The organism is Candidatus Desulfosporosinus nitrosoreducens (assembly GCF_030954495.1).
GTDB lineage: Bacteria > Bacillota > Desulfitobacteriia > Desulfitobacteriales > Desulfitobacteriaceae > Desulfosporosinus > Desulfosporosinus nitrosoreducens.
On the sequence record NZ_JAVHUW010000073.1, the window covers coordinates 32,170 to 55,654 of the forward strand.

A 23,485-nucleotide genomic window follows, 5' to 3' on the forward strand; every position below is an offset into this window, starting at 1 on the left:
ATGCTCTTGAAAGCCCTATTTTGCCCTAGGCAGGTTGCAGATAAAAACAGTCCCGCTTCCAAGTTGAGATGTTACATTAATCGTTCCCCCAACTCCTTCCACCATATGCTTGACAATACTTAGGCCCAGCCCTGTTCCTCCCTGTTCACGTGACCGGGCTTTATCCACGCGGTAAAATCGCTCAAAAATCCTGGGCAGCATTTCCTCAGGAATGCCGCAGCCGGTATCTCCAAACTCCAACTGAAGATGGTCCTGAAAAACTTGCGCTTTTAACCAAACTCGTCCCTCAATGGTGTATTTCACAGCATTCTCCAGCAGGTTTAACAAGAGTTGACTTAACAAATCTTCACCCATCGATAAGGGCGGCAAATTATCCGGAAGAGTGACCTCTACCTCAATTCCTTTAGCCTGGGCAAGACTGAGAATTACCGGCTCTATTTTTTCATAAGCTTCCTGAAGATAACTTATTTTGCCGAAGCCCAATCCTCCCCTGTTTTCCCGCCCCTCAAAACGGGCTAAGGTCAACAGATCTTCGATCAGACGCTGTAAACGCAGAGTCTCAGCCTGTATGATTTTCAGGAAGCGCTCGCGCAGAGAGGGAGCGTCCGCCGCACCGTCAAGAAGCGTCTCCACAAACCCTTTTATAGAGGTCAGAGGAGTTCGCAATTCATGCGAAACATTAGCAACAAATTCTGTACGCATTTGTTCCAGGCGGCGCAGTTCCGTCACATCATGAATGACAATTACGGCACCGCGCGGCTGTCCCTGTTCGCTGAGGATCGGATTGATTTGGCTCTGCAGTGTCTTTTGTCCAAAGTGTGTTTCCTTAGTTGCCGACGGTTCTCCCGCAAGTACCTTGCGAATTAAATGCTCCAGTTCCGAATCAAAGGTAAGCTCAAGCAAATATCTTAACTTGCGCTCTGTCTCCTGACGCTCAAAAATCCTGTTGGCCGCGGCGTTTACTAAAACAACTCTGCCCACTTGATCGACAGCCACGACTCCTTCTTGCATCCCCGCTAAAATTGCCTCCATCTTATGAGCTTCTTGAGTTCCATTTTGGACGATCATCTCCATATGCCGTAAAAGGCTATTAAGCTCGGACGTAAATTCCCCGATTTCATCCGTTGAATCTGTAAAATCAATCCGTTCATAATTTCCTCCGGCAATGCGCCGGGCGGCAAAATGAAGTTTGTCCAAACGTCTGGACAGATACCCGGCATAGACATATACCGCTCCCGCCGGAAGACACAGGGCGAGGAGAGCCACTTTAAAGTTGACCTCCTGAGCGGCCGAACCTAGCCTTACACTTTCTCCCACCCAAAACAACAACAAGGATAAACCTGTCATGACGATAAAAAGTCCTGTTAAGCGCCATTTTATACTCATACATCTTAGCCTTTAAAGCGATAGCCGATTCCGCGCAAGGTTTCAATATACTCCGGATTCGAGGGATCTTTCTCTATTTTAAGGCGCAAATGCCGTACATGGACATCCACCGTGCGGGTATCTCCATGATATTCATAGCCCCAAATCCGCTCTAAAAGTTCGTCCCTCGAATAAACTTTCCCCGGATGAGCGGCAAAGATCCGCAGGAGTTCAAACTCTTTAGGTGTCAACTCCGTTTCCTCACCCCTTATCAAAACGCGAAAACCGCTGATATCAATGCGCAAGTCCCGGCGTACAATCATCACCTCAGGTTCTTCCTTGACGTTTAAACGGCGCAAGCGGGCTTTGATCCGGGCCAGCAATTCCCGCGGGCTGAACGGCTTGGTCATGTAATCATCCGCGCCCAGCTCCAAGCCTAAAACTTTGTCAATTTCCTCGCCTTTCGCAGTTAACATGATAATTGGTATTTGCTGATATTGGGGATTTAAGCGCAATCTCCGGCAAACTTCCATTCCGTCCATTACCGGCAGCATAACATCCAGAACGAGCAAATCCGGTTGTTCCTTTTCGATACTTGCCAGAGCTTCAGGTCCATCTTTCGCCACTCGAACGCGATATCCTTCTTTTTCCAAATTAAATTTTAAAAGTTCTCGAATCGGTTCCTCATCATCTACAACTAAAATTGTTGCCACTTAATCCCCCCCTTTGCGAGACTCGAAGTCCGGATAGTTCGTACCGCTCGATACTTCAGACTTTCCCCATACCTCATCTTGTCGCCGGTGTATCACGTCCCGTGTCCTCCAGGTCTCACCTCATACTCATGGCTTATGCTCGTACATTGTATCATCGTGCCGCTTGCCGCGCATTCTGATCCATCCCGCCATTCGTCCGGTCCTTACCCCGTCACGGCGGTGGGAGAAAAACCACTCCGGGTTATCTTTAGTGCAAATAGCAGCCACCGCCAGGTTTTCCTTGCGAACCCCCCTTTCTAAAAGCATGTTTTTATTAGCCTCCCATAAATCCAGGTGGTAGTGTCCGTCAGGCAGGGGATGTAAAAATGAAGTCTCCCCAAAATTAAAACGAAACTGACAAGCTACAGGCTCATCAACCGTATAGCAGCAGGGCCCAATACCCGGTCCAATCGCCACCCAAACATTCTCGGCACACCCCCCGATCTCTTCTAAGCGCTCCAAGACTTTTAAGCCTATTTTTTGTACGGTTCCTTTCCAGCCCGCATGAGCAATTCCAACCGCCTTCAGATTTGGCTCATAGAAAAAGAGGGGCACGCAGTCTGCATAAAAGGCCATTAGGCCAACTGAGCTCTGAGTTACAAAACCATCTACAGCAGGAATAACCGAATCTAATTCGCGAACCCCTCGGCCTTTATCGCTCTCGTGAACCCAGACAACGTTGGCTCCATGAACCTGTTCTCCGACCACAGCCTCCGGCCACGGAACATCCCAAGTCTCCAGCCAGCGTTTCCTATTTCTCACAACAGCTGCCGGCTCATCGCCGACGTGGAGCCCCAAGTTCAAGCTTGCGTAAGGCGCACCACTAAAACCTCCGTTTCGTGTCGAGAAACCCACGTCAATTCCCTCTTCAAGCCATTGCGAAATCGTCAGATAGCTTAGATCCCCTTTAGTTCGCCAATTCCAGTTCATTCCTCCGACTCCTTTAATTTCTTTTAAATATACCATTTAATAACCCTAAGAACAAACCTGCCATTAGTCCTACTCTGATTAATAAATAAAGCATAAGCTCATGTTCTTGAAGAAGCATGAACTTATGCCTATTGGCAACCTTACGTACTCTTAGCGCCGATCGTCATTGTCCAAATGGAATTCCGGCAGATCGTTGGCGTCTACTAAAATGACATCCACGCCGATTTTCTTAACACGATCCCAGGGAATGAGGAAATCCTCCGGTCTGCCGCTTCCGAAAAGCCCCCAACTGCTTCGTGTGGGACCCGGCACAACCAGACCTTTGACCACACCCTTTTCGAGATCCAAATCAAGATCTTTTATCGGCCCTAATCGTCGGCCATCTTTCACATTGACAACATCCAATAAGCGCAAATCTGAGATTCTCATAGCCAGCCCCCCTAATCGAGGTTCGAGGTTCAGAGTTCGAGGTACCAGCTCGACTTAACTGCGGACTGTCCTCGTTCTTTATCTGTCATCTCTTCATCATATGAGGGAAGGTCTGAAAATAGCCTACGCTTTACACATATTTTCGCATATGCTGCATGGCCGCCTTTTCCAGACGGGAAACTTGAGCTTGTGATATTCCTATCTCATCGGCGACTTCCATCTGAGTTTTCCCATTAAAGAACCTTAAGGACAAAATAAGCTTTTCCCGCTCACTCAGGCGCCGAAGCGCTTCGCGAACCGCAAGTCCCTCAACCCATCCGGTGTCGGACTGTTTATCATCTCCTATTTGATCCATAACAAAGATCGGGTCCCCTCCATCGTGATAAATCGGCTCAAACAAAGAAATAGGTTCTTGTATCGCATCCAAGGCAAAAATAACGTCTTCCCTGGGAAGAGACAGTTTATTGGCGATCTCAGAGACCGTTGGTTCCCGGGAACATTCTCCCACTAACTGATCTCTTACTTGCAGGGCTTTGTAAGCTATGTCCCTCAGAGACCGGCTCACTCTAATGGGGTTATTGTCCCGCAAATAGCGGCGAATTTCTCCAATGATCATAGGCACAGCATACGTTGAAAACTTAACGTTTTGACCGAGATCAAAATTGTCTATCGCCTTCATCAAGCCAATACACCCAACCTGAAACAGATCGTCAACATACTCTCCCCGATTCGTGAACCTCTGAATAACACTGAGCACGAGGCGGAGATTCCCGTGAATCAATTTGTCCCTTGCACTGCGGTCCCCAGCTTGATAAATCACAAACAGCTCTTTCATTTTCGCACTGGATAACACAGGTAACTTCGAGGTGTTCACGCCACAGATTTCAACTTTATTTAATGCCAAATTAAGAGCACCTCCCCAGCCAATTCTGTTGAGAAGTATGCCCGCTCAGACTTTTACTTATTCTAAACGACAAAATTCTTTACGTAATCTGCGTATTATTCTTTTTTCGAGCCTTGAAATGTAGGATTGTGAGATACCCAAGCGATCCGCAACCTCTTTTTGCGTTTTCTCAACTCCGTTATCCAAGCCAAATCTCAGCTCCATAATAACCTTTTCCCGATTTGTTAACCTGCCCATAGCCAAATGCAGCAGCTGCCGGTCAACCTGCTCTTCGATTGGTTTGGAGATTACATCGTTTTCCGTGCCTAAAACGTCGGATAACAGCAATTCATTGCCATCCCAGTCAATATTCAGCGGCTCGTCAAAGGACACCTCAGAACGGGTTTTGTTATTACGTCTAAGATACATCAAAATCTCATTTTCAATGCAGCGGGAAGCATAGGTCGCTAATTTAATTTTTTTCTGAGGGTCAAACGTGTTAACTGCCTTAATCAAGCCAATCGTTCCTATGGAAACAAGATCCTCAATCCCGATCCCCGTATTTTCAAATTTGCGGGCAATATAGACTACGAGCCGCAGGTTCCGTTCGATTAAGATGTCTCTGATCGAAAGATCGCCCATTTCCAAACGTTCCAGCAGTACCCCTTCTTCATCCGAATTCAAAGGCGGCGGCAAAGCCTCACTGCTCCCAACGTAATAAATCCCGCCTACTGAAAAAAACTTCCGGCGAAACATAAGCCAAAGACGGCTTACTGTATTGTGAACATTACTCCACCACTTCAATTATTCATCTCCACCTTTCTGCACAAGTTCTGGGTGCAGTAACGCTTGATATTCACCCTCTGAACTTAACACTTGCCCGATAAGAGCCACCGTTGCATGGATATGGCGAGGTCCCTTCTCATCAAAACAGGTGATGCGCTCAGGTCTGATCCCTAACAGCCAGCTCTGACGATCAATGGTTTGAAAAGGGATAAAAACAAGCCGTTTTATTAAACCGGGATTATCCTTCCACAACAAAAGCCTGGGGTCTTTACTTTCTTTCCAGGGAATCTTGAAAAAGAACTGTACGTCACTAGGTATTGAGGTGGCGGCAGCCTGCTCTTCCACCAGTAAAACCGGGTTCCCATTCAGAGGGTCTCTCAGCTGGTTTCCCGTGTCCAGCAAGGCCTTTAAGCTGACTGTCCTTTGTCCTTGGCCATCAAAATCGATTTCTAAATTGTAAATACTTTTTACTAGCTGCGCCCTGCCGGCTTGCCATTGCTGCCAGCGCTTTTGCAGAAACCACCACAGCAAAACCGACAGCGGCAGAAGCCAAAAGGTTTTTTTTACCAGCCTAAACAGGACATAGCTTTGCCCCCTGTCAAATTGCATCCACCCCCATAAAGCATAAACAAACCCTCCTAATCCGGCTGAAAGAAGCCAAAAACCTATAAAGACTTTAAGAAAGGTGTTCAGATTTCGAGTTGGGAAAGCTGCAATGACCATCAACAGGGGGATAGCCCATTTGCTCAGCGTTGTCCAGGGAGGACCGGAATAACAGACTAAGATGACTGGAATTTCTCCAATAAGAGCACCGGCGAAAATTCTCCTCAGCTTAACCGGCAGATGGATTAGGCGCCCAATTAGAAGGAGAAGCAAGGCATCCATAACCCCATTCACAAGCATATCCAAATCGAGATAAGTCACAGCTCCGCTCATCGACGCATCCTTTCCAGATCTATACTAAAAATTATAGCCTAGCACAGGCGGAAAACCTGTCGCTTTCCGTGGTTTCAGATGGTATTTTTTAGGAGAATGAGTGCGAGTAGTGTAGTTATTTTGTGTATGGAAAAATAAAGAAAACCTGTTCAGGATGGTTAAATACCTGACAGGTTCAAAATAATAAGTTTTCAGTTGGCTATTAACATTCTCGCTGCAGTTGGTCCAATATCTCGACAACCTCCCGGGATGCCTGAGCCATCTGTTCCAGCAGCTTTTCCGCCTTGGTCCTATTACCCTGTTCAATGGCTAGGGCCGCTTCCCGGGCAAAGTCATGGACCTGTTTATGAGGGGCTTCTAATTGTCTAAAAGCAGCTAAAGAGCGGCAGTGTTCCGATTTATTGCTTTCGACCCATTGTCCCAAACGACATTCTTTATGAGTGCCAACTTCCTTTGCCGTCAAATGCTCAAAACCTAACAGCAAATTATAAATCCGCCAGGTCCATAAAAGATGGTCCGTTTTATACAATTCCAAGGCTTGGCGGTTTGACAACTCGGACACTTTGCCAATTTGATCCCCACGGATTTTCTGCAGATCTAAACTAAGATCATAAATTCCCTGTCCCGTTACCTTGGCAATTTCCTCAACCGTCTCTGCAGCCAAAGCCACCGTAGACACGCTGCTGGCAGCTTCTTGAACCGCAGCGCTCTGCTCCTGACTGCTCGCGGCAATGTTCTGGATATCCTCAGTAATGGAATTGAAGTTTTCAATGATACCCTCTAGAGACGAGGCTGCTTCCTGCATGATAGTTTTGCCATTGTACATCGTCTGCGAGAGTGTCACAATCTTTTGGTTAGTCTCCAGGGAGTTCTGACTTAAGCCTGTAATTTTATGGCGGATATCTGAAACGGATGTTTTAGTATGTTCGGCAAGTTTGCGGACTTCATCCGCAACCACGGCAAATCCCCGGCCTTGTTCTCCTGCCCGCGCCGCTTCAATGGCCGCGTTCAAGGCCAATAAATTTGTTTGATCAGCCACACCCGCAATAACACCTACAATTTTTTCTATGTCGCGCATGGAGGTGAGCACATCTTGAACCTGTTGACTCACGGACGTAAACTCGTCAAAAGAACGCTCTACGAAAAGAATCGCTTCATGAATTTTCTCTCCGCCGGACACAGCAGCCGTCGTCGCTTGTTCCACAAAGCTGGCAGAATTAGTCGCCGATCGGGCAACTTGATTCGATGAGGCACCCAGTTCTTCCGACTGGGCCGCAAGGTTTGCCAACTGATCGGTTTGTTCTTTGATCTTAAGCAGCATTTGGCGTATGGAAGTCATACCTGTCAAACGCTGCAGTGAGCTATTAATCTCTCCCAAAGAAGTCGCCACCGTCGCTTGACTTTCCGCAATAACCCGATTGAGTGACTCTACTATGGGCAGGAGCGGACTTGCCGGAGCAAGGTCTACTTCAAGAGGCCTGGTAAAGTCAGCTTCAGTCAGAGAATGATACATCTTTTCACATTCAGAATTCTGAAGAGGAACTTGGGCATTCTCGTTTTTAAATAACCCCATATTGCACATCCTTTAAGATATAAATTAAGTAAGTGTGAGAACTTTCCTTAATCTGTATCCGGAAAATTCCAGGAAATTGAGAATGCCTCAAATCCTTTATCCATTAAAATTCTGCTTGAACGTTCTCATCCCACTTAAATTAATTATACACTATTTTCTCAAGTTCTTCACGATTCCCTCTTTTCTTTGAGGAATCGTCTTATTTCACTTAACAGTTCAATTAGTCTGTAATCTAATAAACCTATGGTAATATCAGTGCTTCTTGCACTTTAATTGCTGTTGCACAGAAGACAGCGCTTAATTCCCAGCAAAAAAGCATCCCCCTTCACGATCCAGGTGAAGCGAGGGATGCCGCTATTGTTCCAGTGTATTAATTCAGGTTATCTCCGACGTCTCAAAAATTCCGGAATATCAATGTCCACTTCTTTGGTTACGGGTTTAATAACCGTTGCTTCAGGACCCTTTGGCGCACCTGAAAAACCGGACCACTGCTGGTCAAAGCCCGTGGCAATTACGGTAACTCTTAATTCTTCCTTAAGGCTCTCATCGATGACGGCGCCGAAGATAATGTTAGCTTCGGGATCGGCCGCATCCGCAATAATTCCGGCGGCTTCATTCACTTCAAAAAGTGTGAGGTTAATTCCGCCTGTGATGTTCAGCAATACTCCCTTTGCTCCCTCAATTGAAGTTTCCAGCAAAGGGCTGGAAATAGCTTTGCGAGCTGCATCGACGGCTCGGTTTTCTCCCGTTGCCTGTCCGATCCCCATCAATGCTGAACCGGTATTGGACATAATCGTTTTAACATCCGCAAAGTCCAGATTGATCAGACCCGGCACCGCGATCAAATCTGAAATCCCTTGTACCCCTTGCCGCAAGACATCGTCGGCTATGCGAAAAGCCTCGTGGATTGTTGTGTGCTTGTCCACAACCTGCAGCAAACGGTCATTTGGTATAGTGATCAGCGTATCCACTTTGCTTTTAAGTTCGGCAATCCCTTTTTCAGCTTGCATCGCCCTTTTACGCCCTTCAAAGGTAAAGGGACGTGTCACGACACCGACGGTCAGAGCACCCATTTCCTTGGCAACTTCGGCAACGATAGGCGCTCCGCCTGTGCCGGTACCGCCGCCCATACCGGCGGTAACGAAGACCATATCCGCGCCCTTAAGAGCCTTAGCCAGTTCTTCGCGGCTTTCTTCTGCCGCTTTGGCACCTATTTCAGGATTTGCACCCGCCCCAAGACCTTTAGTCAGCTTAATCCCAATTTGAACCTTTTGACTGGCGCGAGAAAGCTGTAAAGCCTGCGAATCCGTGTTGACTGTTACGAAATTTACCCCTTGTAGCCCAGCGGTAATCATCCGGTTAACCGCATTGTTTCCACCACCACCGACCCCAATTACCCTAATCTCGGCAATTTGGTCTAAGTCAGTTTCAAATTCTAGCATCTAGGCTTAACCCCCTCGCTTCATTATGCCTGCAACTCTTAAGCTCAGGCTCGTTATGATTTCCTTTTGACAATAATGCACGTTCACTGCCAAAAGTGCAAAAACAGACATCCTAATTGAACAGTTTTAGCGCCGAATAGTTTAAAATACCGTATCAACTAGAAATTCTATACGTTCAGGCATTATCCCTTTTTTTTAAAATAAAAACTTTCAGCAAGGTGAATAACTCTTTGTTTATTTTAGAGCTGAGCTACTTTTTTAACAGGTGACGCCGAATGCTTCCTAAATTGTTGAATAAACGAACACCAAAAGCTACAATGGCAGCTAAATAAAGGTCGACACCAATGCGATCCCCGACATAGGCCAGAGCTGCCGCTAAAAGCATATTGCTGAAAAACCCGCTCAAAAACACCGTGCTGTCAAAATGGTCTTCTTGAGCAGAGCGAATACCGCCTAAGACAGAATCTAAAGCGGCTAAAATCCCTACAGAAAAGTACTTGGAATATTCTATAGGGACAGAAAAGGGACTAATATACCCGATAGCCAATCCTAACACTAAGCCCAGTAGCGGTAACCACATCTTTTCAGAATCCTCCCCGACTCAGCGGCCGATAACCGGTTTCGCCGCTGTGAAATCAATATAGCGTACCCCTTGTTGAAATGATTTATACTCTTTGTCGCTGATCAATTGCAGAAGTGCATTTAATTTATCTTTCCATTCTTTAGCCTGCCCCAAACGAACTTCCACGCCGCTGGTCAAATACAGAGTCATCTGCTGGATCTCATTGACGTGAAGCTCTCCAATCTGTCCTAATAATTCCTTGGGAGCTTGTCCCAATAAATTAAGCGCCGCTGTGAGGGAAGGATTGCTGAGGTTCTGACCAGGCCCAATTGTATCCGCCACGGTAATTCCCGTAATTACCGGATAATCTGTTTTCGGCCAACTCTCTGACCTCCGTAAAAAAGTTCCCTGGGCATCTACCTCCAATACTCCTTTTGGCACGACAACGAGAGCGACTGGGGTCCTTTCAGTGACTTGAATAACCAGAGTGTGGGGCAGCATTCGCTTAAACCGCACGTCTTGAACAAGCGGATGCAGAGAAATTTTATGTTTAAGGTCTTCCTGGTCAAAAAGCAAAATATTCTGCCCCTGAACCCCATTAGCTAATTTCAGAATTTCATTTTCCGGAATAATCGTTAGTCCTTGAACAGTAATGTGCTGAATAATAAAAGCACTGGAGCGAAGGAACAAGGCTAAACCCAGTGCAAGCAAAATGGTCAAGGCTGCCAAATAAAGGAAGGATGCATTCGTATTCTTGGATGGCATTTAGGTCTTTCCTCCTCGTTCCAAGTATAACGAAAACAAACCTATTCTGTCATGCCTTTTTTAAAATTTTTTCCTGACAAAAATCCCAGTTTTTCTCGGGAATTCTCTAACGTTATTGCCCTTTACGGGTGACCCGCAGAAGTTTTGCACCTAAATGACGATACTTCTCTTCTAAATTCTCATAACCGCGATCAATATAATCTACTCTTTCCAGGACAGTAGCTTCGTCGGCCGCCAAAGCAGCTAAAAAGAGCGCCGCCCCAGCCCTAAGATCCGTAGCCTCAACAAAAGCTCCTTCCAGGGTTTCTATCCCCCTAACAACGGCGGTTCTGCCCTCGACCTTGATCTGAGCTCCCATCCGGCACAGTTCATCCACATGCTGAAAGCGATTTTCAAAAATGGTTTCCGTGATAATACTGGTTCCCTCCGCACAGGCCAGCATGGCCATAAACTGAGGCTGCATATCCGTGGGGAACCCCGGGTAAGGCATGGTCTTCAGATCTATGCCGGCAATTTTACCTTTCTGTTGGACACGTACCGCTTCATCTAAAAGCGTAATTTTGGCGCCCACCTGACGCAGTTTGGCAATGACGGGCTCTAAATGTTCCGGCACAACATTTTCCACCGTCACATCTCCTCCGGTCATGACTGCGGCAATCATATGCGTACCCGCTTCAATCCGATCCGGAATCACCGTATGTTCTGTCGGGTGAAGAGCTTCAACTCCGTCAATTCTCAAGACGTCCATCCCTGCGCCGCGCACTTTCGCTCCCATTTTGTTTAAGAAATTTTGCAAATCGACAATTTCCGGCTCGCGCGCAGCATTTCTTATCACAGTCGTGCCTTTGGCCAGAGCGGCCGCCATCATGATATTTTCGGTAGCTCCCACACTGGGAACATCGAGATATACTTCCGCCCCTTCTAAATGGTCCGCCCAAGCCTCAATATACCCATGCCTCTCCTTGACTTTTACTCCAAGCTGCTGCAGCCCTTTAATATGTTGATCCATCGGGCGGGAACCGATGGCACATCCCCCCGGTCGGGAAATCTTCACCCGCCCGTAGCGGGCCAACAGCGGACCTAAAATCAGATTGGAAGCGCGCATCTGCCGCATCAGCCCTTCATCGACGTCACAAAATTCCAGAGCTGCCGCATCAATAAGTAAGCCTTCGTTCTGACGTGTTGCTTTGCAGCCAAGGTGCTCAAGAACTTCGATCATGTGGGTAATATCTGCCAGAGCGGGGATCTCCAAAAGAGTGGAAGTTCCCTCAACAAGCAGGGTCGCCGCCAGCAAAGGAAGGGAAGAGTTTTTCGCTCCGCTTACCCGAATAGTTCCTTCCAAGGTTTGTTTTCCCGTAATGACATAGCGATCCATAGCCATAATTCTATCTCCTCCTCGGTGTCACTACTTAGTGGCTTGGTTTTCATTTCCTCCCAGATACTCTATTTCAGTCTGCAAAGCCAACCCATACTTTTGTTGAACATCTTTTTGGATCTCCGCGATTAAAGCAAGAACGTCAGAAGCTTTAGCTTCCCCGGTATTGATGATGAAATTGGCGTGCTTGTCGGAAACTTGCGCCCCCCCAATGCTTTTTCCTTTCCAACCGGCAGCTTCTATTAGCCGTCCTGCCGAATCACCGGGCGGGTTGCGGAAAACACTCCCGGCATTGGGAACTTCCAATGGCTGATTCAAGGATCTCCGTTTTAGATTTTCTTGCATGGTGTGCAGAATTTTGGCGCGGTCACCGGGGAAAAACCTTAGGCAAGCTTCCGCAATCCAGACCTTACCGCGTAAAGAGCAAGAACGATAGCCGAACTCTATTTCCCTTCTCTCAAAGGTCCGGATTGTTCCGTCTGGGGTTAGGGCGGAAACTCGTTCCAGCAATGAAGCTATTTCACCGCCATGAGCACCGGCGTTCATAATCACTGCCCCTCCAACGGAACCGGGAATTCCCCGGGCAAACTCCAAGCCGCTCCAGCCGCGCTCTCCGGCTTCCTGGGCCAGACGGGCCAGAGGATAGCCCGCTTCCACCCGGACAGTGCAATCCTCCCAATGAATTGAGCGCATTTGTGTCGTTACCAGGGTTATTCCGGGCAGCCCTTCATCCGGCAATAAAAGATTTGAACCTTTGCCCACGAGCCAAACCGGAACTTTAGCGGCTGCAGCACGCTGACGTGCTGCCCTTAAATCCCGCAAGGTCCGGGGCCAATAGGCCAGCTCAGCAGTTCCACCAATCTTCCACGTGGTCAACTGCTTCAGAGGGTAATTTTTCTCCACACGCCCCGGTATTCCATCCAAAACCATGATTGTTCCACCTCAAATTATCCGTCATTATACTTTCAGTCCAAACCGAAGCCAGGGCTGACTTGACGTCGAGCCAGGAAACCCCCAAATTGAGACATTGAGCAATAGCGTCGGCAGCCGACGGCTCTTCCGCCAAATTCGGCCAGCGGGGCAAGTGACCTATATAAGTCTTCCCATCTCCGCTATAAAAGTCAATCCCCCATTCGCGAAGCTCCCAACGCGCATTGGCGCCGGTTTTCGCCGCTCTTCCCATTGTATGTTCCGCTGTGAATTCCGCCAGCCAAGTCTCCGGCAAAATCCAAATTAAACCCAGACCTCTTTCACATTTCCACGTTCCTTCAGTAGTTTGCCAGAGAATTGAGGGTTCAAATCCGGCCGCCTTTAAAATGTGGCCGGTCAGAGGACAATCCCCCATAAAAGCTGTCTCTGCCGGGAGACTTATAACGATTTCATCTTCTAAAACATTATGTAAAAACGATGTTACGGATTGCAGCGGAATTTTCTGTGCTAAGACCTGAGCAGACCAAAGGTCTTGGTCGACATCAGACCAAAGGATTCCTTCCGTAAACGGGTTTGCCGCTTCATACCCATCATTAAACGGAGTTTCCCACCAAGATGTTTCGGGTACAGGGTTGAAATTTTCCAGTGCCGGGTCGACCTCGGAATAATCGAGATCCAATTCCTTTAGAAGAGCACGAACCCCTTCAATCCCGGGGACTCCAGAAGCTGCAACGAGCATCACTTTTCGCCTTGGCCACACCCTACTCACTCCTCTTCTTATTTTCTGCCATATGGTATGCACAGAAGCGAGAAGGTGTGATAATCGAGGCCCGAGATCCGCTATCTTAATATCCGGCTATTTGTAAGCGAAGAGCTAACTACCGCCAGGCAGTGGCCCAGCAAAGGTCCACTATTTTATTTAAAGCCTGAGGCTGGGCTAAAGCGCGGGCAGCAATCCCCATTTCTTTTAAAAGAGAAGGATTGGAGATTAATTCCTCAATCTCCTGCCAAAGTCTTTCTCCATTTAATTCTCCATCGAGAATCAAACGCGCCGCGCCGGCTTGTACCATTGCCTGAGCATTATGTTCCTGATGATTTTCTGCCGCAAAAGGATAAGGAACTAAAAGACTCGGAACCCCCGCGACTTGTATTTCAGCCAGGGAAGCCGCTCCCGCCCGGCCAATAAAAAGGTCTGAGCAAGCCAGAGCTTCCGGCATATCCTGCAAATACTCCATAACCCGCCAGTGAGGATTTTTCCGGGATATCCCTCTCTCTTCTAATTGCGCGATAGTTTCCTGATAAGTTGCTTTGCCCGTAGCCCAAATCACTTGAATATCGGGACGGTGTCCAAGACGCTCCAATACTGCAGGCATCGACTGGTTCAACGTCCTGGCCCCCCGGCTTCCGCCGGTAACAAGTAAGGTTAAGCGATCCGGCAGCAGTCCAAAATGCCTGGCTCCGCTGCTGCGGGTGACTTGGCCAATGTCCGGGCGAACCGGCAGACCCACTAATTCTAATTTCTTTTTCACTCCAAAACGGGCTATGCTTTCCGGAAATGTGACCATCACCCGCCGTACGACCCGGGCCAAAAGCCGATTGGTTATCCCCGGCAAAGCGTTTTGCTCATGAAGCATTGTCGGAATATTAAAGAGGGCGGCCGTTAAAACAACAGGCCCTGATACATACCCTCCGGTTCCCACAACCAAATCCGGATGAAAATTGCGCAGCAATTGCTTCGTCTGCCAAAGAGCTTTACAACTTTCAGCCAAAACTTTAACTGTATCCAAACTCAATTTGCGCGGCAAACCTTTACCGGAAATCCCGGCAAATTCTATTCCCGCCTCCGGAACCAAACGGGCTTCCATTCCATCACGGACTCCCACGTAGAGGATTTTGGTTTCGGGGTTCCTAGCCAATATCCCTTTAGCAATGGCCAAAGCCGGATAAATATGCCCGCCGGTTCCTCCGCCTGTCAGCATCACTCGCACCGTGTTTACCCCTTCCTTACCTAATTTCCCGAGAAACTCTAAGTAAGACTCCAACACCCAGCATTGTAAAAACAAGGGATGTGCCCCCATAACTAATAAACGGCAAGGTAATCCCGGTTACCGGTAAAACTCCACTCACTACGCCCATATTGATCATGGCCTGAATGGATATCATAGCCGTTAGCCCCACAGCCAGCAAACCTGAAAAAGGGTCCTGTGTTCTCATAGCCACCCGAAATCCTCTCCAGGCAAAAAGGAAAAAAAGCATGACAACTAATGTCGCTCCGACAAACCCCAGTTCTTCTCCAATCATGGCAAAGATAAAATCCGTGTGATTTTCCGGCAAATACAGGAACTTCTGGCGGCTTTGCCCCAAACCCAAGCCAAACAACCCTCCCGGTCCTAAAGCCAGCAATGCCTGAATTGTTTGATAGCCGTTTCCTAAAGGGTCTGCCCAGGGGTCAAGAAAAGCAAAAATTCGGCGCATACGGTAAGGGGCTGCGGCAATCGCCGCTACAACTAAACCCAGCCCGCTCCCGCCTAGGCCTAGAATATGCGCAGTTCTTGCGCCGGCGGCAATGAGCATAAAAAAGGTCGTGCCGGCGATCACCAAAGTTGTTCCCAGGTCAGGTTGGAGCATAATCAAGCCTGCAACCACTCCCAGCAAGCCAAGGACAGGGATGACACCTTTGCGAAAGGATCGAATTTTATGGGGGTTTAAGGCCAGGATATGTGCCATCACCAGGACCATCGACAGCTTGATCACTTCAGAAGGTTGTATGGACAAAGGCCCCAGCCCAATCCAACGATCGGCGCCATTCACTCTTCGGCCCAGGCCCGGAACTTTTACCGCCACTAATAAGACAATGGCGGTGTACAGTGCCGGCTTGGCAAAGCGGCGCAGCATTTGCAAATCAACCCTATAACTGACGAACATAGCCAAAAGGCCAAGGAACACCCAAATAGTTTCCGCTTTGAGAAAATGATACGGATCGTCAAATTGAATGTACCCTCGTACGGCGCTTGAACTGTAGACCATAATAAAACCTATCCCCAGCAAGGCCAGAATCGTGCCCAACAAGACCAAATCCGGTCGGTGATACCTTCGCACATAGAGTTCCCCCTTTATTGTTCAATGGGTTCCCTATAATGCCTACGCACTAACTCCTTAAACAATTCCCCTCTTTCCTCATAACTTTTAAACATATCCCAACTTGTACAAGCAGGAGAAAGCAAAACCACGTCCCCCGGCACCGCCTCGGCAATTGCCTGCTCTACGCCGTCGGCAAAGCTCTCTGCCCGGATGATCCTTTCTACGCCTTCATCCCTTGCCGCCTGTTCCATTTCAGCGGCCGCCATCCCCAATAAGATCAAACTTTTGACCCTCTCCCGGACAACCTTCATAAATTCATGAAAATCGAGTCCTTTATTTTTGCCACCGGCGATTAAGACCAAGGGTTCTTCAAAAGCCAACAGGGCTTTAGTCGCCGCATCCGTGTTTGTCCCCTTGGAATCATTTACAAACAAAACTCCGTCAAAAGTCCCTACAATTTCTTCCCTGTGTTCTACTCCCGGAAACTCGGCCAATCCTTCAGCGATCTCAGTCCAGGAAAGGCCAAAAGCTTTGGCCGCCGCCGCGGCCGCCATAACATTCTCTAAATTGTGTGCTCCGCGCAATTGAAGATTCTTGCGGGACACAATCGGAATAATCTTCCCCTTTTCAGCGTAGACGATGCTACCCTGGTGCAAACTTATCCCCTTCTCCAGAAAGGACGTGGGGCTAAAATACAAGACTTGACCTTTTAAATTCGCGCCTAACCCGCGTACATAAGGGTCATCCCAGTTCAAAATTGCCAGATCTCCAGCCTGTTGATTCTCGAAAATTCGAGCTTTGGCCTCAAGATAAGCTTCAAGCGAACCGTGTCGATCCAGATGGTCCGGAGTGAGATTCAGTAAGACGGCAACATGAACACGAAGTTTATGAATGAATTCCAACTGAAAGCTCGACAGCTCCGCAACGACTATGCTGTTTTCACTCAGGCCCTCAACCTGACCACTCAAAGCAACTCCAATGTTTCCGGCCACAACCGTCGGACGGCCTGTTCGCTTCGCCAACTCGCCGATCAAGGATGTCGTTGTCGTTTTGCCATTGGTCCCAGTGACCCCCACACAAAGGGCAGGGCAATTAAACATTGCCAACTCAACCTCGCTCCAAACCTCAACCTTTTGGCTGAGAGCTTTTTGCACAAGGGGCAGTTGCGGAGATACCCCCGGTGACAAAACCAGCAGCTCAGGATTAATCACCGCGTAATCCGGCACACAGCCAACCAATAAATGCTTTTGATCTAGATTCATCTTATCGACGCCTGCCAACTCTGCCAACGGCTTGCGGTCTGTAAGGTAAACTTCAGCCCCCAAACGCTGAAGCTTGCGCACGGCCGCCTGCCCGCTTAAGCCCGCACCAATAACCAAAACCCGTTTATTTATCCATTCCACCTTGTGTATTCCTCCGTTGCAAATATTTGTGTTATAAGCAGCTTTCTAAGACATTTTTTCCTTATTATTTCTGAAGATTCATCTCAAAACGTTCCAAAATAGCCGGGCATAGCCCCATTCTCGTCTCGAACCGGCACGATGTAAACTAAAAACCTCTCCCCGCAACTCGTCTAACTCAAGGTGGGCATATAAGCAACGATTCCCAGAAGGGCACAAGCCAAAGCCACTGTCCAAAAAACAAGGACTACTTTCCATTCGCTCCAACCGCCAAGTTCAAAGTGATGATGGAGCGGACTCATGCGAAAAATCCGCTTTCCGGTTGTTTGAAAGGAAGCCACCTGAAGGATAACCGAAAGCGCTTCCACAGCAAATAACCCTCCGACGATAATGAGAACCACTTCGCTTTTCGTAAGGACCGCCAGACTAGCCAGGGCTCCGCCTAAAGCCAGCGATCCTGTATCCCCCATAAACACGCGCGCGGGGTGGATATTAAAACGCAAGAATCCCAGACAGCCACCGGCTAAAGCGGCGGCGAAAACAGCCATATCCGTCTCATGGGCCAGAACGGCCACTCCTTGGATCGCCGCCATCAAAGCAATGACGATGTAGCCTATCCCGGCAATTGCCGAGCTTCCCGCGGCCAGACCGTCAAGGCCGTCGGTCAGATTTACGGCATTCGTCATGACGACAATAATCAGCGCTGTGAAAATATAGTAAAACCAGCCTAATTCCCAATGCAGCGAGGTAAAGGGAATTGAAATATCCGTCCCTCTGCCTAACCAGCGAACCGATATCCACATCAGCACAAAAGCTAAACCAAATTGTCCGATAAGTTTTTGATAAGCACGAAGCCCTAAGGAGCGGTGCATGACAACTTTAATAAAGTCATCGATAAAGCCAATCAAGCCAAAACCCAAGGTAATGCCAACAAGGGTCACCATTTCGAGAGAGGTAGGTTGTTCCGCGGAAAACAGCGCGCTGACAATAATTCCTACGAGAAAAATTATCCCACCCATGGTTGGGGTACCGGCCTTTTGCAAATGCCTCTTAGGACCGTCATCCCGGACTGTTTGCCCAAACTTCAGAATCCTTAAGACAGGTATCAAAAAAGGTCCCAAGAGTAATGTGATAATTAGGGCTAAACCCCCAGCCATGATCAAACGCTCTGACATGCGCTATTCCATCCTTTTCTCTGATCTTTCTAATTGTACGGTGACCTCTTCCATTTTCATTCCCCGCGACCCTTTAATTAAAACCCATGCCCCGGTCCCTTCTGCCGCCAAAAAGTCCCGGGCTATCCTGGCCGCTTCGTCACGAGTCTCTGTTATATAAATCTGATTCTCCGAATATCCGGCCAAACGTGCCCCGTCGGCAATATCTTTAGCTAAAGCGCCGACGGTAATCAAGGCGCTGATCCCAAGCCTGGCAAGGGTTTGCCCTACCTCGCGATGTCCCGCTACTGCCGACGTGCCTAATTCGTACATTTCGCCTAAAATTGCCAACGTTTTATTTCCATTGGCCCGTTCTTTAAGAGTCCTGAGAGACGCCTGCATAGAGACGGGATTGGCATTGTAGACATCATTAAGCAGCGTGGTTTCATATATCCCTGAACGCAGTTCCAGACGCATTTTGGATAGTTCCAGCTCCTTAAGACCTGCACACCCATCAGCCAAAGAAATGTCCAACACTGTTCCCACGGCAAGGGCCGCCAGAGCATCCAAGACGTTGTGCCTGCCGGGCAGCGGCAGATAAGCATCCGTTTTTTGATCGCGGAAGCTCACCTTAAACTCAGTCCCCAAAGCCCCTTTAGGGGTAAGACGGGAACCTTGAATATCCGGATGGCGCAGTCCTTCGTCCACCCCAAAGAATAGCACCCGGTGCGCATCGCCTCGCGATTTTTGCACGGAGTTCTCATCTTCAGCGTTTAAAATAGCAACTCCCCCTGCCGGCAAAGCCTCGACGAGCTCCCACTTCGCCTGGGCAATCCGCTCTTGCGTCAGAAGCAATTCCAAATGGGCTGTGCCAATATTGGTGATCACTCCGATATCCGGTTTTCCGATCTCACATAAAGCCTTAATCTCACCTAAACCGCGCATCCCCATCTCCAAAACCAGGATCTCCGTCCCCGGGGGAGCATTGAGAATCGTCAAAGGAAGCCCTAATTCATTGTTATGATTCTCCTTGTTGCGATAGACACTAAAGTGCTGGGATAAAACCGCCGCAATCATATCTTTTGTCGTCGTCTTGCCGTTGCTTCCGGTCACGCCCACTACTTTAGCGCCAAGTTCCAGGCGCCAAACCCCTGCCAGCTTTTGCAGCGCCTCCAGGGCGGAATCAACCAGAAGCAGCGCTTTTCCCTCGGGAACGTACGGCTTTTGGACTCGCTTCTGAAAATACCCCTTTTCCCCGACCACTAAAGCCGCCCCATTTTTCCAGGCAGCCGCCATAAAATCATGTCCGTCCACTCGTTCGCCGGGCAAAGCAAAGAACATCTCTCCGCTCCGGGCCTGGCGACTATCCAGGACGCACCCGCGCACTTCAAGTTCTTGAGAACCATATAAGGTTCCTTCTGTGATCCGAGCTACGGTCTCAGCCGTCCATTCAGGCATATCCCAACCCTCCTAAAGCCTCGCGGGCCACTTCCCGGTCGTCAAAGGGATGAACCTCAGTCCCAAAAATCTGATATGTTTCATGCCCTTTGCCGGCAATTAAAAGGGTATCCCCCGGTTTGGCCATACGGCAAGCTGTCCATATAGCTTCCTTTCTGTCCCGTAAAGCGACATAGTCGACTCCTGAAACTCCTGTAAGCACCTCTTTAATAATCAGATCCGGATCTTCTGTGCGAGGATTGTCTGAGGTCACAATAAGAAAATCACTCCAGCGTGAGGCCGCCTCCCCCATCAAAGGACGTTTCCCGCGATCCCGGTCTCCACCGCAGCCAAAGATCGTTATTAACCTGCCTTGGGTAAAGTCCCGGGCTGTACGGGCAACATTTTCTAAACCGTCCGGCGTATGGGCGTAGTCCACAATCACTTGAAACGGCTGTCCGCAGCGGACACTTTCAAAACGCCCCGGAACACCGGGAATTTCCGCCAAGGCCTCCGCCACAGCCTGCGGGGCGAACCCTCGTTCCACACCCCAGGCAAAGGCGGCCAGAGCATTATAAACGCTGAAAAAACCTGGCGTAGCATAACGAATATCCTGAAGTCCTCCCCGGAAACGTATTTGGAAGCGCACCCCTTCAGCAGTAACTTCCACGCTTTCAGCCCGGTAATCTGCGGAATTGTGTATCCCATAGCTCACAACAGGAGCGGCGGATACCTGAGACAGTTTGGAAAATGCCGGATCATCACTATTCAAGATGCTGAGTTTCGGCTGCTTTTTCCCTTGCAATTCGGCAAAGAGGCGGGATTTAGCGTTAAGGTACTCCTCCATTGTTTTATGATAATCCAAGTGATCTTGTGTTAAGTTCGTAAAAATTCCCACATCAAATTCACAGCCTGCCACTCTTCCCAGGTCTAAAGCGTGGGAGGACACTTCCATCACCGCGACACTTACTCCCGCGGAGACCATTTCCCCCAGGAGCTGCTGGATCTCCGTAGCCTCCGGTGTTGTTCGCTCACCGGGGATTTCCCGTCCATCTATGCGGGAACCTAAAGTACCTATAATACCGACCTTTTTCTTCTCTTTCTTGGCAATCGCCTCGATCAAATAGGTTATCGTCGTCTTCCCGTTCGTCCCAGTCACACCAACCAGTTCCAATTGCTGACTGGGATGACCGTAAAACACGGCTGCTATGGGCCCCAGTGCCTGGCGCACACTGGCAACCTTCACCTGCGGAACAGGCAAAGGCAAAAAACGTTCCACTACTAGTGCCGCCGCTCCTGAAGCGACGGCCGCCGCTGCATAATCATGCCCATCAACCTTGAAACCCGGCACACAGGCATAAAGATCCCCCGGCTGAACGCGCCGGGAATCCATGGCTATTCCTTTGATTAAAACTTGAGGGTCTCCCGATGAGCCTTGCATCTCCAGCTTATTAATTATTTCAGACAGTGATTTCATCACCGCAACCATGCTAATCATCCTTTCATGATGATTTCAAAATCAAATGTTTGGTTTTAAGCACTTAAAATTATTATAGACAATTCCTGCAAGCCGTAGACCTGCTCATTGTCGACCTAAAGGACTGACCGAAATTGGGACACGACCTGCCAGATCATTGATCGCTTCAACATCCTCGTCCTCATCCTCCCACCAATGGGCGAGAGTTGGGGCAGAGGCATCTTTCCCTAAATAAAGGAGCACATTCGATCCCGCCTCAACCTGAGCGTCCCCATGGGGAATTTGATCAAGGACCACTTCGCCCCGACCTTCTGTCAGAGCCTTAAAGCCGGCCTGATTCAAAGCCTTTTCCGCCTCGGCTAAAGACAATCCCAAGACAGAAGGAACCGTAGCCGATTTTTTTACCGCCGGGAACTCCAAACCAGGCATAGGTTTTCCAGGCGTCAGAGGTGCTTGAGTATCCGGTTTTACGCCGAGATATTTTAAAGAATCGAGCATAACACTCTGAACGATCGGTGCGGCAACCGCTCCGCCAAAAAAGGGAATCCCGTCAACCACGGCCAGGATAGCCAGGCGCGGATTATCTGCCGGAGCAAAGCCCACAAACGAAGCGATATATTCCCCTTGGACGTAAGCTCCATTAACCACCTTCTGAGCAGTCCCTGTCTTTCCGGCTACCCGGTAACCGGGAAGAAATGCCCTGCGACCCGTTCCATTCGTTACAACCGATTCCAGGATTTCACGTTCAAGTTTAGAAGTATCTTCACTAATAACGCGGCGAACTTCCTCTTTTTTAAAGGGGGTAATCACCCGGCCGCTTGGTCCGACAATTTCTTTCACCAATTGTGGTTTCATTAACGTTCCGCCATTAGCAACCGCGGAAACAGCTGTTAAGAGTTGAATCGGCGTCACGTTATTTGTCTGTCCGATAGACATAGTCGCTAAATCCAACGCTGTCGCCTTTTTCTTATTTGCTAAAATGCCCACAGCCTCTCCGGACATTTCAATTCCTGTCTTCTGACCGAAGCCAAATTGGCGCAAGTATTTATAAAACGTGTCCATTCCCAGACGCTGGCCCATTTCAATAAAACCCGGGTTGCAGGAATTCTCAGCCACTTGCACAAAAGTCTGGTCTCCATGTCCCCCTGATTTCCAGCAACGTACATTTTTTCCCAAAACCGTATAAGAACCTTTGTCAAAGAAATGTTCCGTTGGTTTGATTTTCTTTTCTTCCAGGGCAGCGGCTAAAGTGATGACTTTAAAGGTAGACCCTGGCTCATAACCGTTTTGAACAGCAATATTTCTCCGGGCACTGGGGTCCGCATCTTGATAGTGATTGGGATCAAAGGACGGAACAGAAGCTAAGGCCAACATCTCCCCCGTATTCGGGTCCATCACCAGAATCGAAGCAGTTTTAGGCACTTGCCCGTTCATGTTGACACCCTGGCCCGTCATCAGCTTTTGCAGTTCTCTCTCGGCAAAAGCCTGAATGTTTTTATCGATGGTTAAGCGCACAGTATTTCCTTGCTTAGGGGCCAGGTACTGATGCTCAGCTTCAGGCAAGGGAATTCCGTTAGCCCCGAACTCCTGAAGTATACTCCCGGGAGTCCCCTTCAGCTCCGAATCCCTGGTTAACTCTATCCCTTCCAGCCCCTGATTGTCAATGCCGGCAAATCCGATAATATGGCAGGCTAAGGTTCCTGAGGGATAATACCGTTGACTGTCCTCCGTGGTCCCTATGCCAGGAAACCCTAACGCTCTGATTTGGGCAGCGACTTCCGGTTTAATCTGCTTTTGAATATATTCCAAAGCTGAGCGTTTCGTAATTCGGGCCTCTATCTCCGCTTCGGTTTTGCCCAGGATCTTGGATAAGGTCAGGGCTATCTCCTTCACCCTGCCTGATTGTCTTACTTCGGCGGGGATAGCATAAACCGTCTCGCTGCTGACACTCATGGCGAGAACATTTCCCTGACGATCCTCAATATTCCCCCGTTTAGGGGCCACCGGAACCCCCCGGAAATGGGAGTCATCTGCTTTCTGGCGCAAATCAGCTCCTTGACTCAACTGCACAAATCCTAAACGAATGATCAGAACGACCAAAAAAGCACTGACACACAAAAAAAGAAAAGCGATTCGTTTACGCATGACAACTAAAGGACTCACACGTCCTCACCCCTGCCTTTCTGGGGTCTCTGCGTACCCAAAGCG

At 48.8% G+C, this 23,485-nt stretch carries 21 protein-coding genes; all 21 read right to left on the bottom strand.

Going from position 1 to position 23,485, the window contains the following annotated elements; translation table 11 throughout:
* Window positions 1-15: 15 nt before the first annotated feature.
* Window positions 16-1,386, bottom strand: a complete 1,371-nt coding sequence (locus tag REC12_RS21090) for a HAMP domain-containing sensor histidine kinase (RefSeq protein WP_308897772.1) — start codon at window positions 1,384-1,386, stop codon at window positions 16-18.
* A 5-nt stretch (window positions 1,387-1,391) separates the two neighbouring features.
* Window positions 1,392-2,078 carry a response regulator gene (locus tag REC12_RS21095; RefSeq protein ID WP_308897773.1) on the bottom strand — a complete coding sequence of 229 codons (687 nt, stop codon included), beginning with the start codon at window positions 2,076-2,078 and terminating at the stop codon, window positions 1,392-1,394.
* A gap of 126 nt (window positions 2,079-2,204) precedes the next feature.
* Window positions 2,205-3,047: a peptidoglycan editing factor PgeF gene (pgeF, locus tag REC12_RS21100; protein ID WP_308897774.1), complete on the bottom strand. Its 843-nt coding sequence runs from the start codon at window positions 3,045-3,047 to the stop codon at window positions 2,205-2,207.
* Between the two features lie 150 nt (window positions 3,048-3,197).
* On the bottom strand, window positions 3,198-3,476 hold the full coding sequence (locus REC12_RS21105) for a YlmC/YmxH family sporulation protein (RefSeq protein ID WP_308897775.1): 279 nt from the start codon (window positions 3,474-3,476) through the stop codon (window positions 3,198-3,200).
* A 130-nt stretch (window positions 3,477-3,606) separates the two neighbouring features.
* Complete coding sequence (gene sigG / locus REC12_RS21110; RefSeq protein ID WP_308897776.1) at window positions 3,607-4,380, bottom strand: RNA polymerase sporulation sigma factor SigG; 774 nt, start codon at window positions 4,378-4,380, stop codon at window positions 3,607-3,609.
* A gap of 57 nt (window positions 4,381-4,437) precedes the next feature.
* Window positions 4,438-5,163, bottom strand: coding sequence for an RNA polymerase sporulation sigma factor SigE (gene sigE / locus REC12_RS21115; protein ID WP_308897777.1), 726 nt, complete (start codon window positions 5,161-5,163; stop codon window positions 4,438-4,440).
* Window positions 5,164-6,081 carry a sigma-E processing peptidase SpoIIGA gene (locus REC12_RS21120; protein WP_308897778.1) on the bottom strand — a complete coding sequence of 306 codons (918 nt, stop codon included), beginning with the start codon at window positions 6,079-6,081 and terminating at the stop codon, window positions 5,164-5,166.
* 202 nt (window positions 6,082-6,283) lie between these two features.
* A complete protein-coding gene (locus REC12_RS21125; RefSeq protein ID WP_374214236.1) occupies window positions 6,284-7,663 on the bottom strand; it encodes a methyl-accepting chemotaxis protein in 1,380 nt (459 codons plus the stop codon).
* Window positions 7,664-8,034: 371 nt separating this feature from the next.
* Window positions 8,035-9,096 (bottom strand): cell division protein FtsZ, encoded by a 1,062-nt coding sequence (ftsZ, locus tag REC12_RS21130; protein ID WP_308897781.1) that lies wholly within the window; start codon window positions 9,094-9,096, stop codon window positions 8,035-8,037.
* A gap of 250 nt (window positions 9,097-9,346) precedes the next feature.
* Window positions 9,347-9,676 carry a small basic family protein gene (locus tag REC12_RS21135; protein ID WP_308897782.1) on the bottom strand — a complete coding sequence of 110 codons (330 nt, stop codon included), beginning with the start codon at window positions 9,674-9,676 and terminating at the stop codon, window positions 9,347-9,349.
* 21 nt (window positions 9,677-9,697) lie between these two features.
* The gene (locus tag REC12_RS21140) at window positions 9,698-10,423 is read right to left on the bottom strand and encodes a cell division protein FtsQ/DivIB (RefSeq protein ID WP_308897783.1); all 726 of its coding nucleotides are present in this window, start codon (window positions 10,421-10,423) and stop codon (window positions 9,698-9,700) included.
* Between the two features lie 112 nt (window positions 10,424-10,535).
* On the bottom strand, window positions 10,536-11,804 hold the full coding sequence (murA, locus tag REC12_RS21145) for a UDP-N-acetylglucosamine 1-carboxyvinyltransferase (RefSeq protein WP_308897784.1): 1,269 nt from the start codon (window positions 11,802-11,804) through the stop codon (window positions 10,536-10,538).
* A 24-nt stretch (window positions 11,805-11,828) separates the two neighbouring features.
* Window positions 11,829-12,728, bottom strand: coding sequence for a UDP-N-acetylmuramate dehydrogenase (gene murB, locus REC12_RS21150; RefSeq protein WP_308897785.1), 900 nt, complete (start codon window positions 12,726-12,728; stop codon window positions 11,829-11,831).
* The gene (locus REC12_RS21155) at window positions 12,643-13,488 is read right to left on the bottom strand and encodes a hypothetical protein (RefSeq protein ID WP_308897786.1); all 846 of its coding nucleotides are present in this window, start codon (window positions 13,486-13,488) and stop codon (window positions 12,643-12,645) included. The genes murB and REC12_RS21155 overlap by 86 nt, the downstream gene beginning before the upstream one ends.
* A gap of 118 nt (window positions 13,489-13,606) precedes the next feature.
* A complete protein-coding gene (gene murG / locus REC12_RS21160) occupies window positions 13,607-14,716 on the bottom strand; it encodes an undecaprenyldiphospho-muramoylpentapeptide beta-N-acetylglucosaminyltransferase (RefSeq protein ID WP_308897915.1) in 1,110 nt (369 codons plus the stop codon).
* A gap of 16 nt (window positions 14,717-14,732) precedes the next feature.
* On the bottom strand, window positions 14,733-15,827 hold the full coding sequence (ftsW, locus tag REC12_RS21165) for a putative lipid II flippase FtsW (RefSeq protein ID WP_308897788.1): 1,095 nt from the start codon (window positions 15,825-15,827) through the stop codon (window positions 14,733-14,735).
* Between the two features lie 14 nt (window positions 15,828-15,841).
* Window positions 15,842-17,212 (bottom strand): UDP-N-acetylmuramoyl-L-alanine--D-glutamate ligase, encoded by a 1,371-nt coding sequence (gene murD / locus REC12_RS21170; protein ID WP_374214237.1) that lies wholly within the window; start codon window positions 17,210-17,212, stop codon window positions 15,842-15,844.
* A 170-nt stretch (window positions 17,213-17,382) separates the two neighbouring features.
* Window positions 17,383-18,384, bottom strand: coding sequence for a phospho-N-acetylmuramoyl-pentapeptide-transferase (mraY, locus tag REC12_RS21175; RefSeq protein ID WP_308897789.1), 1,002 nt, complete (start codon window positions 18,382-18,384; stop codon window positions 17,383-17,385).
* A gap of 3 nt (window positions 18,385-18,387) precedes the next feature.
* On the bottom strand, window positions 18,388-19,821 hold the full coding sequence (locus REC12_RS21180; protein WP_308897790.1) for a UDP-N-acetylmuramoyl-tripeptide--D-alanyl-D-alanine ligase: 1,434 nt from the start codon (window positions 19,819-19,821) through the stop codon (window positions 18,388-18,390).
* Entirely contained in the window at window positions 19,814-21,289 is a 1,476-nt protein-coding gene (locus REC12_RS21185) for a UDP-N-acetylmuramoyl-L-alanyl-D-glutamate--2,6-diaminopimelate ligase (RefSeq protein WP_374214238.1), read from the bottom strand. The genes REC12_RS21180 and REC12_RS21185 overlap by 8 nt, the downstream gene beginning before the upstream one ends.
* 93 nt (window positions 21,290-21,382) lie before the next feature.
* Window positions 21,383-23,440 carry a penicillin-binding transpeptidase domain-containing protein gene (locus REC12_RS21190; protein ID WP_308897792.1) on the bottom strand — a complete coding sequence of 686 codons (2,058 nt, stop codon included), beginning with the start codon at window positions 23,438-23,440 and terminating at the stop codon, window positions 21,383-21,385.
* Window positions 23,441-23,485 lie beyond the last annotated feature (45 nt).

Excerpts from the sequence above, each read along its gene's own strand:
- ftsZ (WP_308897781.1), bottom strand. The coding sequence starts at position 9,096 with ATGCTAGAATTTGAAACTGACTTAGACCAAATTGCCGAGATTAGGGTA.
- murA (WP_308897784.1), bottom strand. The coding sequence starts at position 11,804 with ATGGCTATGGATCGCTATGTCATTACGGGAAAACAAACCTTGGAAGGA.
- REC12_RS21120 (WP_308897778.1), bottom strand. The coding sequence starts at position 6,081 with ATGAGCGGAGCTGTGACTTATCTCGATTTGGATATGCTTGTGAATGGG.
- pgeF (WP_308897774.1), bottom strand. The coding sequence starts at position 3,047 with ATGAACTGGAATTGGCGAACTAAAGGGGATCTAAGCTATCTGACGATT.
- REC12_RS21180 (WP_308897790.1), bottom strand. The coding sequence starts at position 19,821 with ATGCCTGAATGGACGGCTGAGACCGTAGCTCGGATCACAGAAGGAACC.
- REC12_RS21090 (WP_308897772.1), bottom strand. The coding sequence starts at position 1,386 with ATGAGTATAAAATGGCGCTTAACAGGACTTTTTATCGTCATGACAGGT.
- REC12_RS21125 (WP_374214236.1), bottom strand. The coding sequence starts at position 7,663 with ATGTGCAATATGGGGTTATTTAAAAACGAGAATGCCCAAGTTCCTCTT.
- mraY (WP_308897789.1), bottom strand. The coding sequence starts at position 18,384 with ATGTCAGAGCGTTTGATCATGGCTGGGGGTTTAGCCCTAATTATCACA.
- REC12_RS21185 (WP_374214238.1), bottom strand. The coding sequence starts at position 21,289 with ATGGTTGCGGTGATGAAATCACTGTCTGAAATAATTAATAAGCTGGAG.
- REC12_RS21105 (WP_308897775.1), bottom strand. The coding sequence starts at position 3,476 with ATGAGAATCTCAGATTTGCGCTTATTGGATGTTGTCAATGTGAAAGAT.
- murB (WP_308897785.1), bottom strand. The coding sequence starts at position 12,728 with ATGGTTTTGGATGGAATACCGGGGCGTGTGGAGAAAAATTACCCTCTG.
- REC12_RS21140 (WP_308897783.1), bottom strand. The coding sequence starts at position 10,423 with ATGCCATCCAAGAATACGAATGCATCCTTCCTTTATTTGGCAGCCTTG.
- REC12_RS21135 (WP_308897782.1), bottom strand. The coding sequence starts at position 9,676 with ATGTGGTTACCGCTACTGGGCTTAGTGTTAGGATTGGCTATCGGGTAT.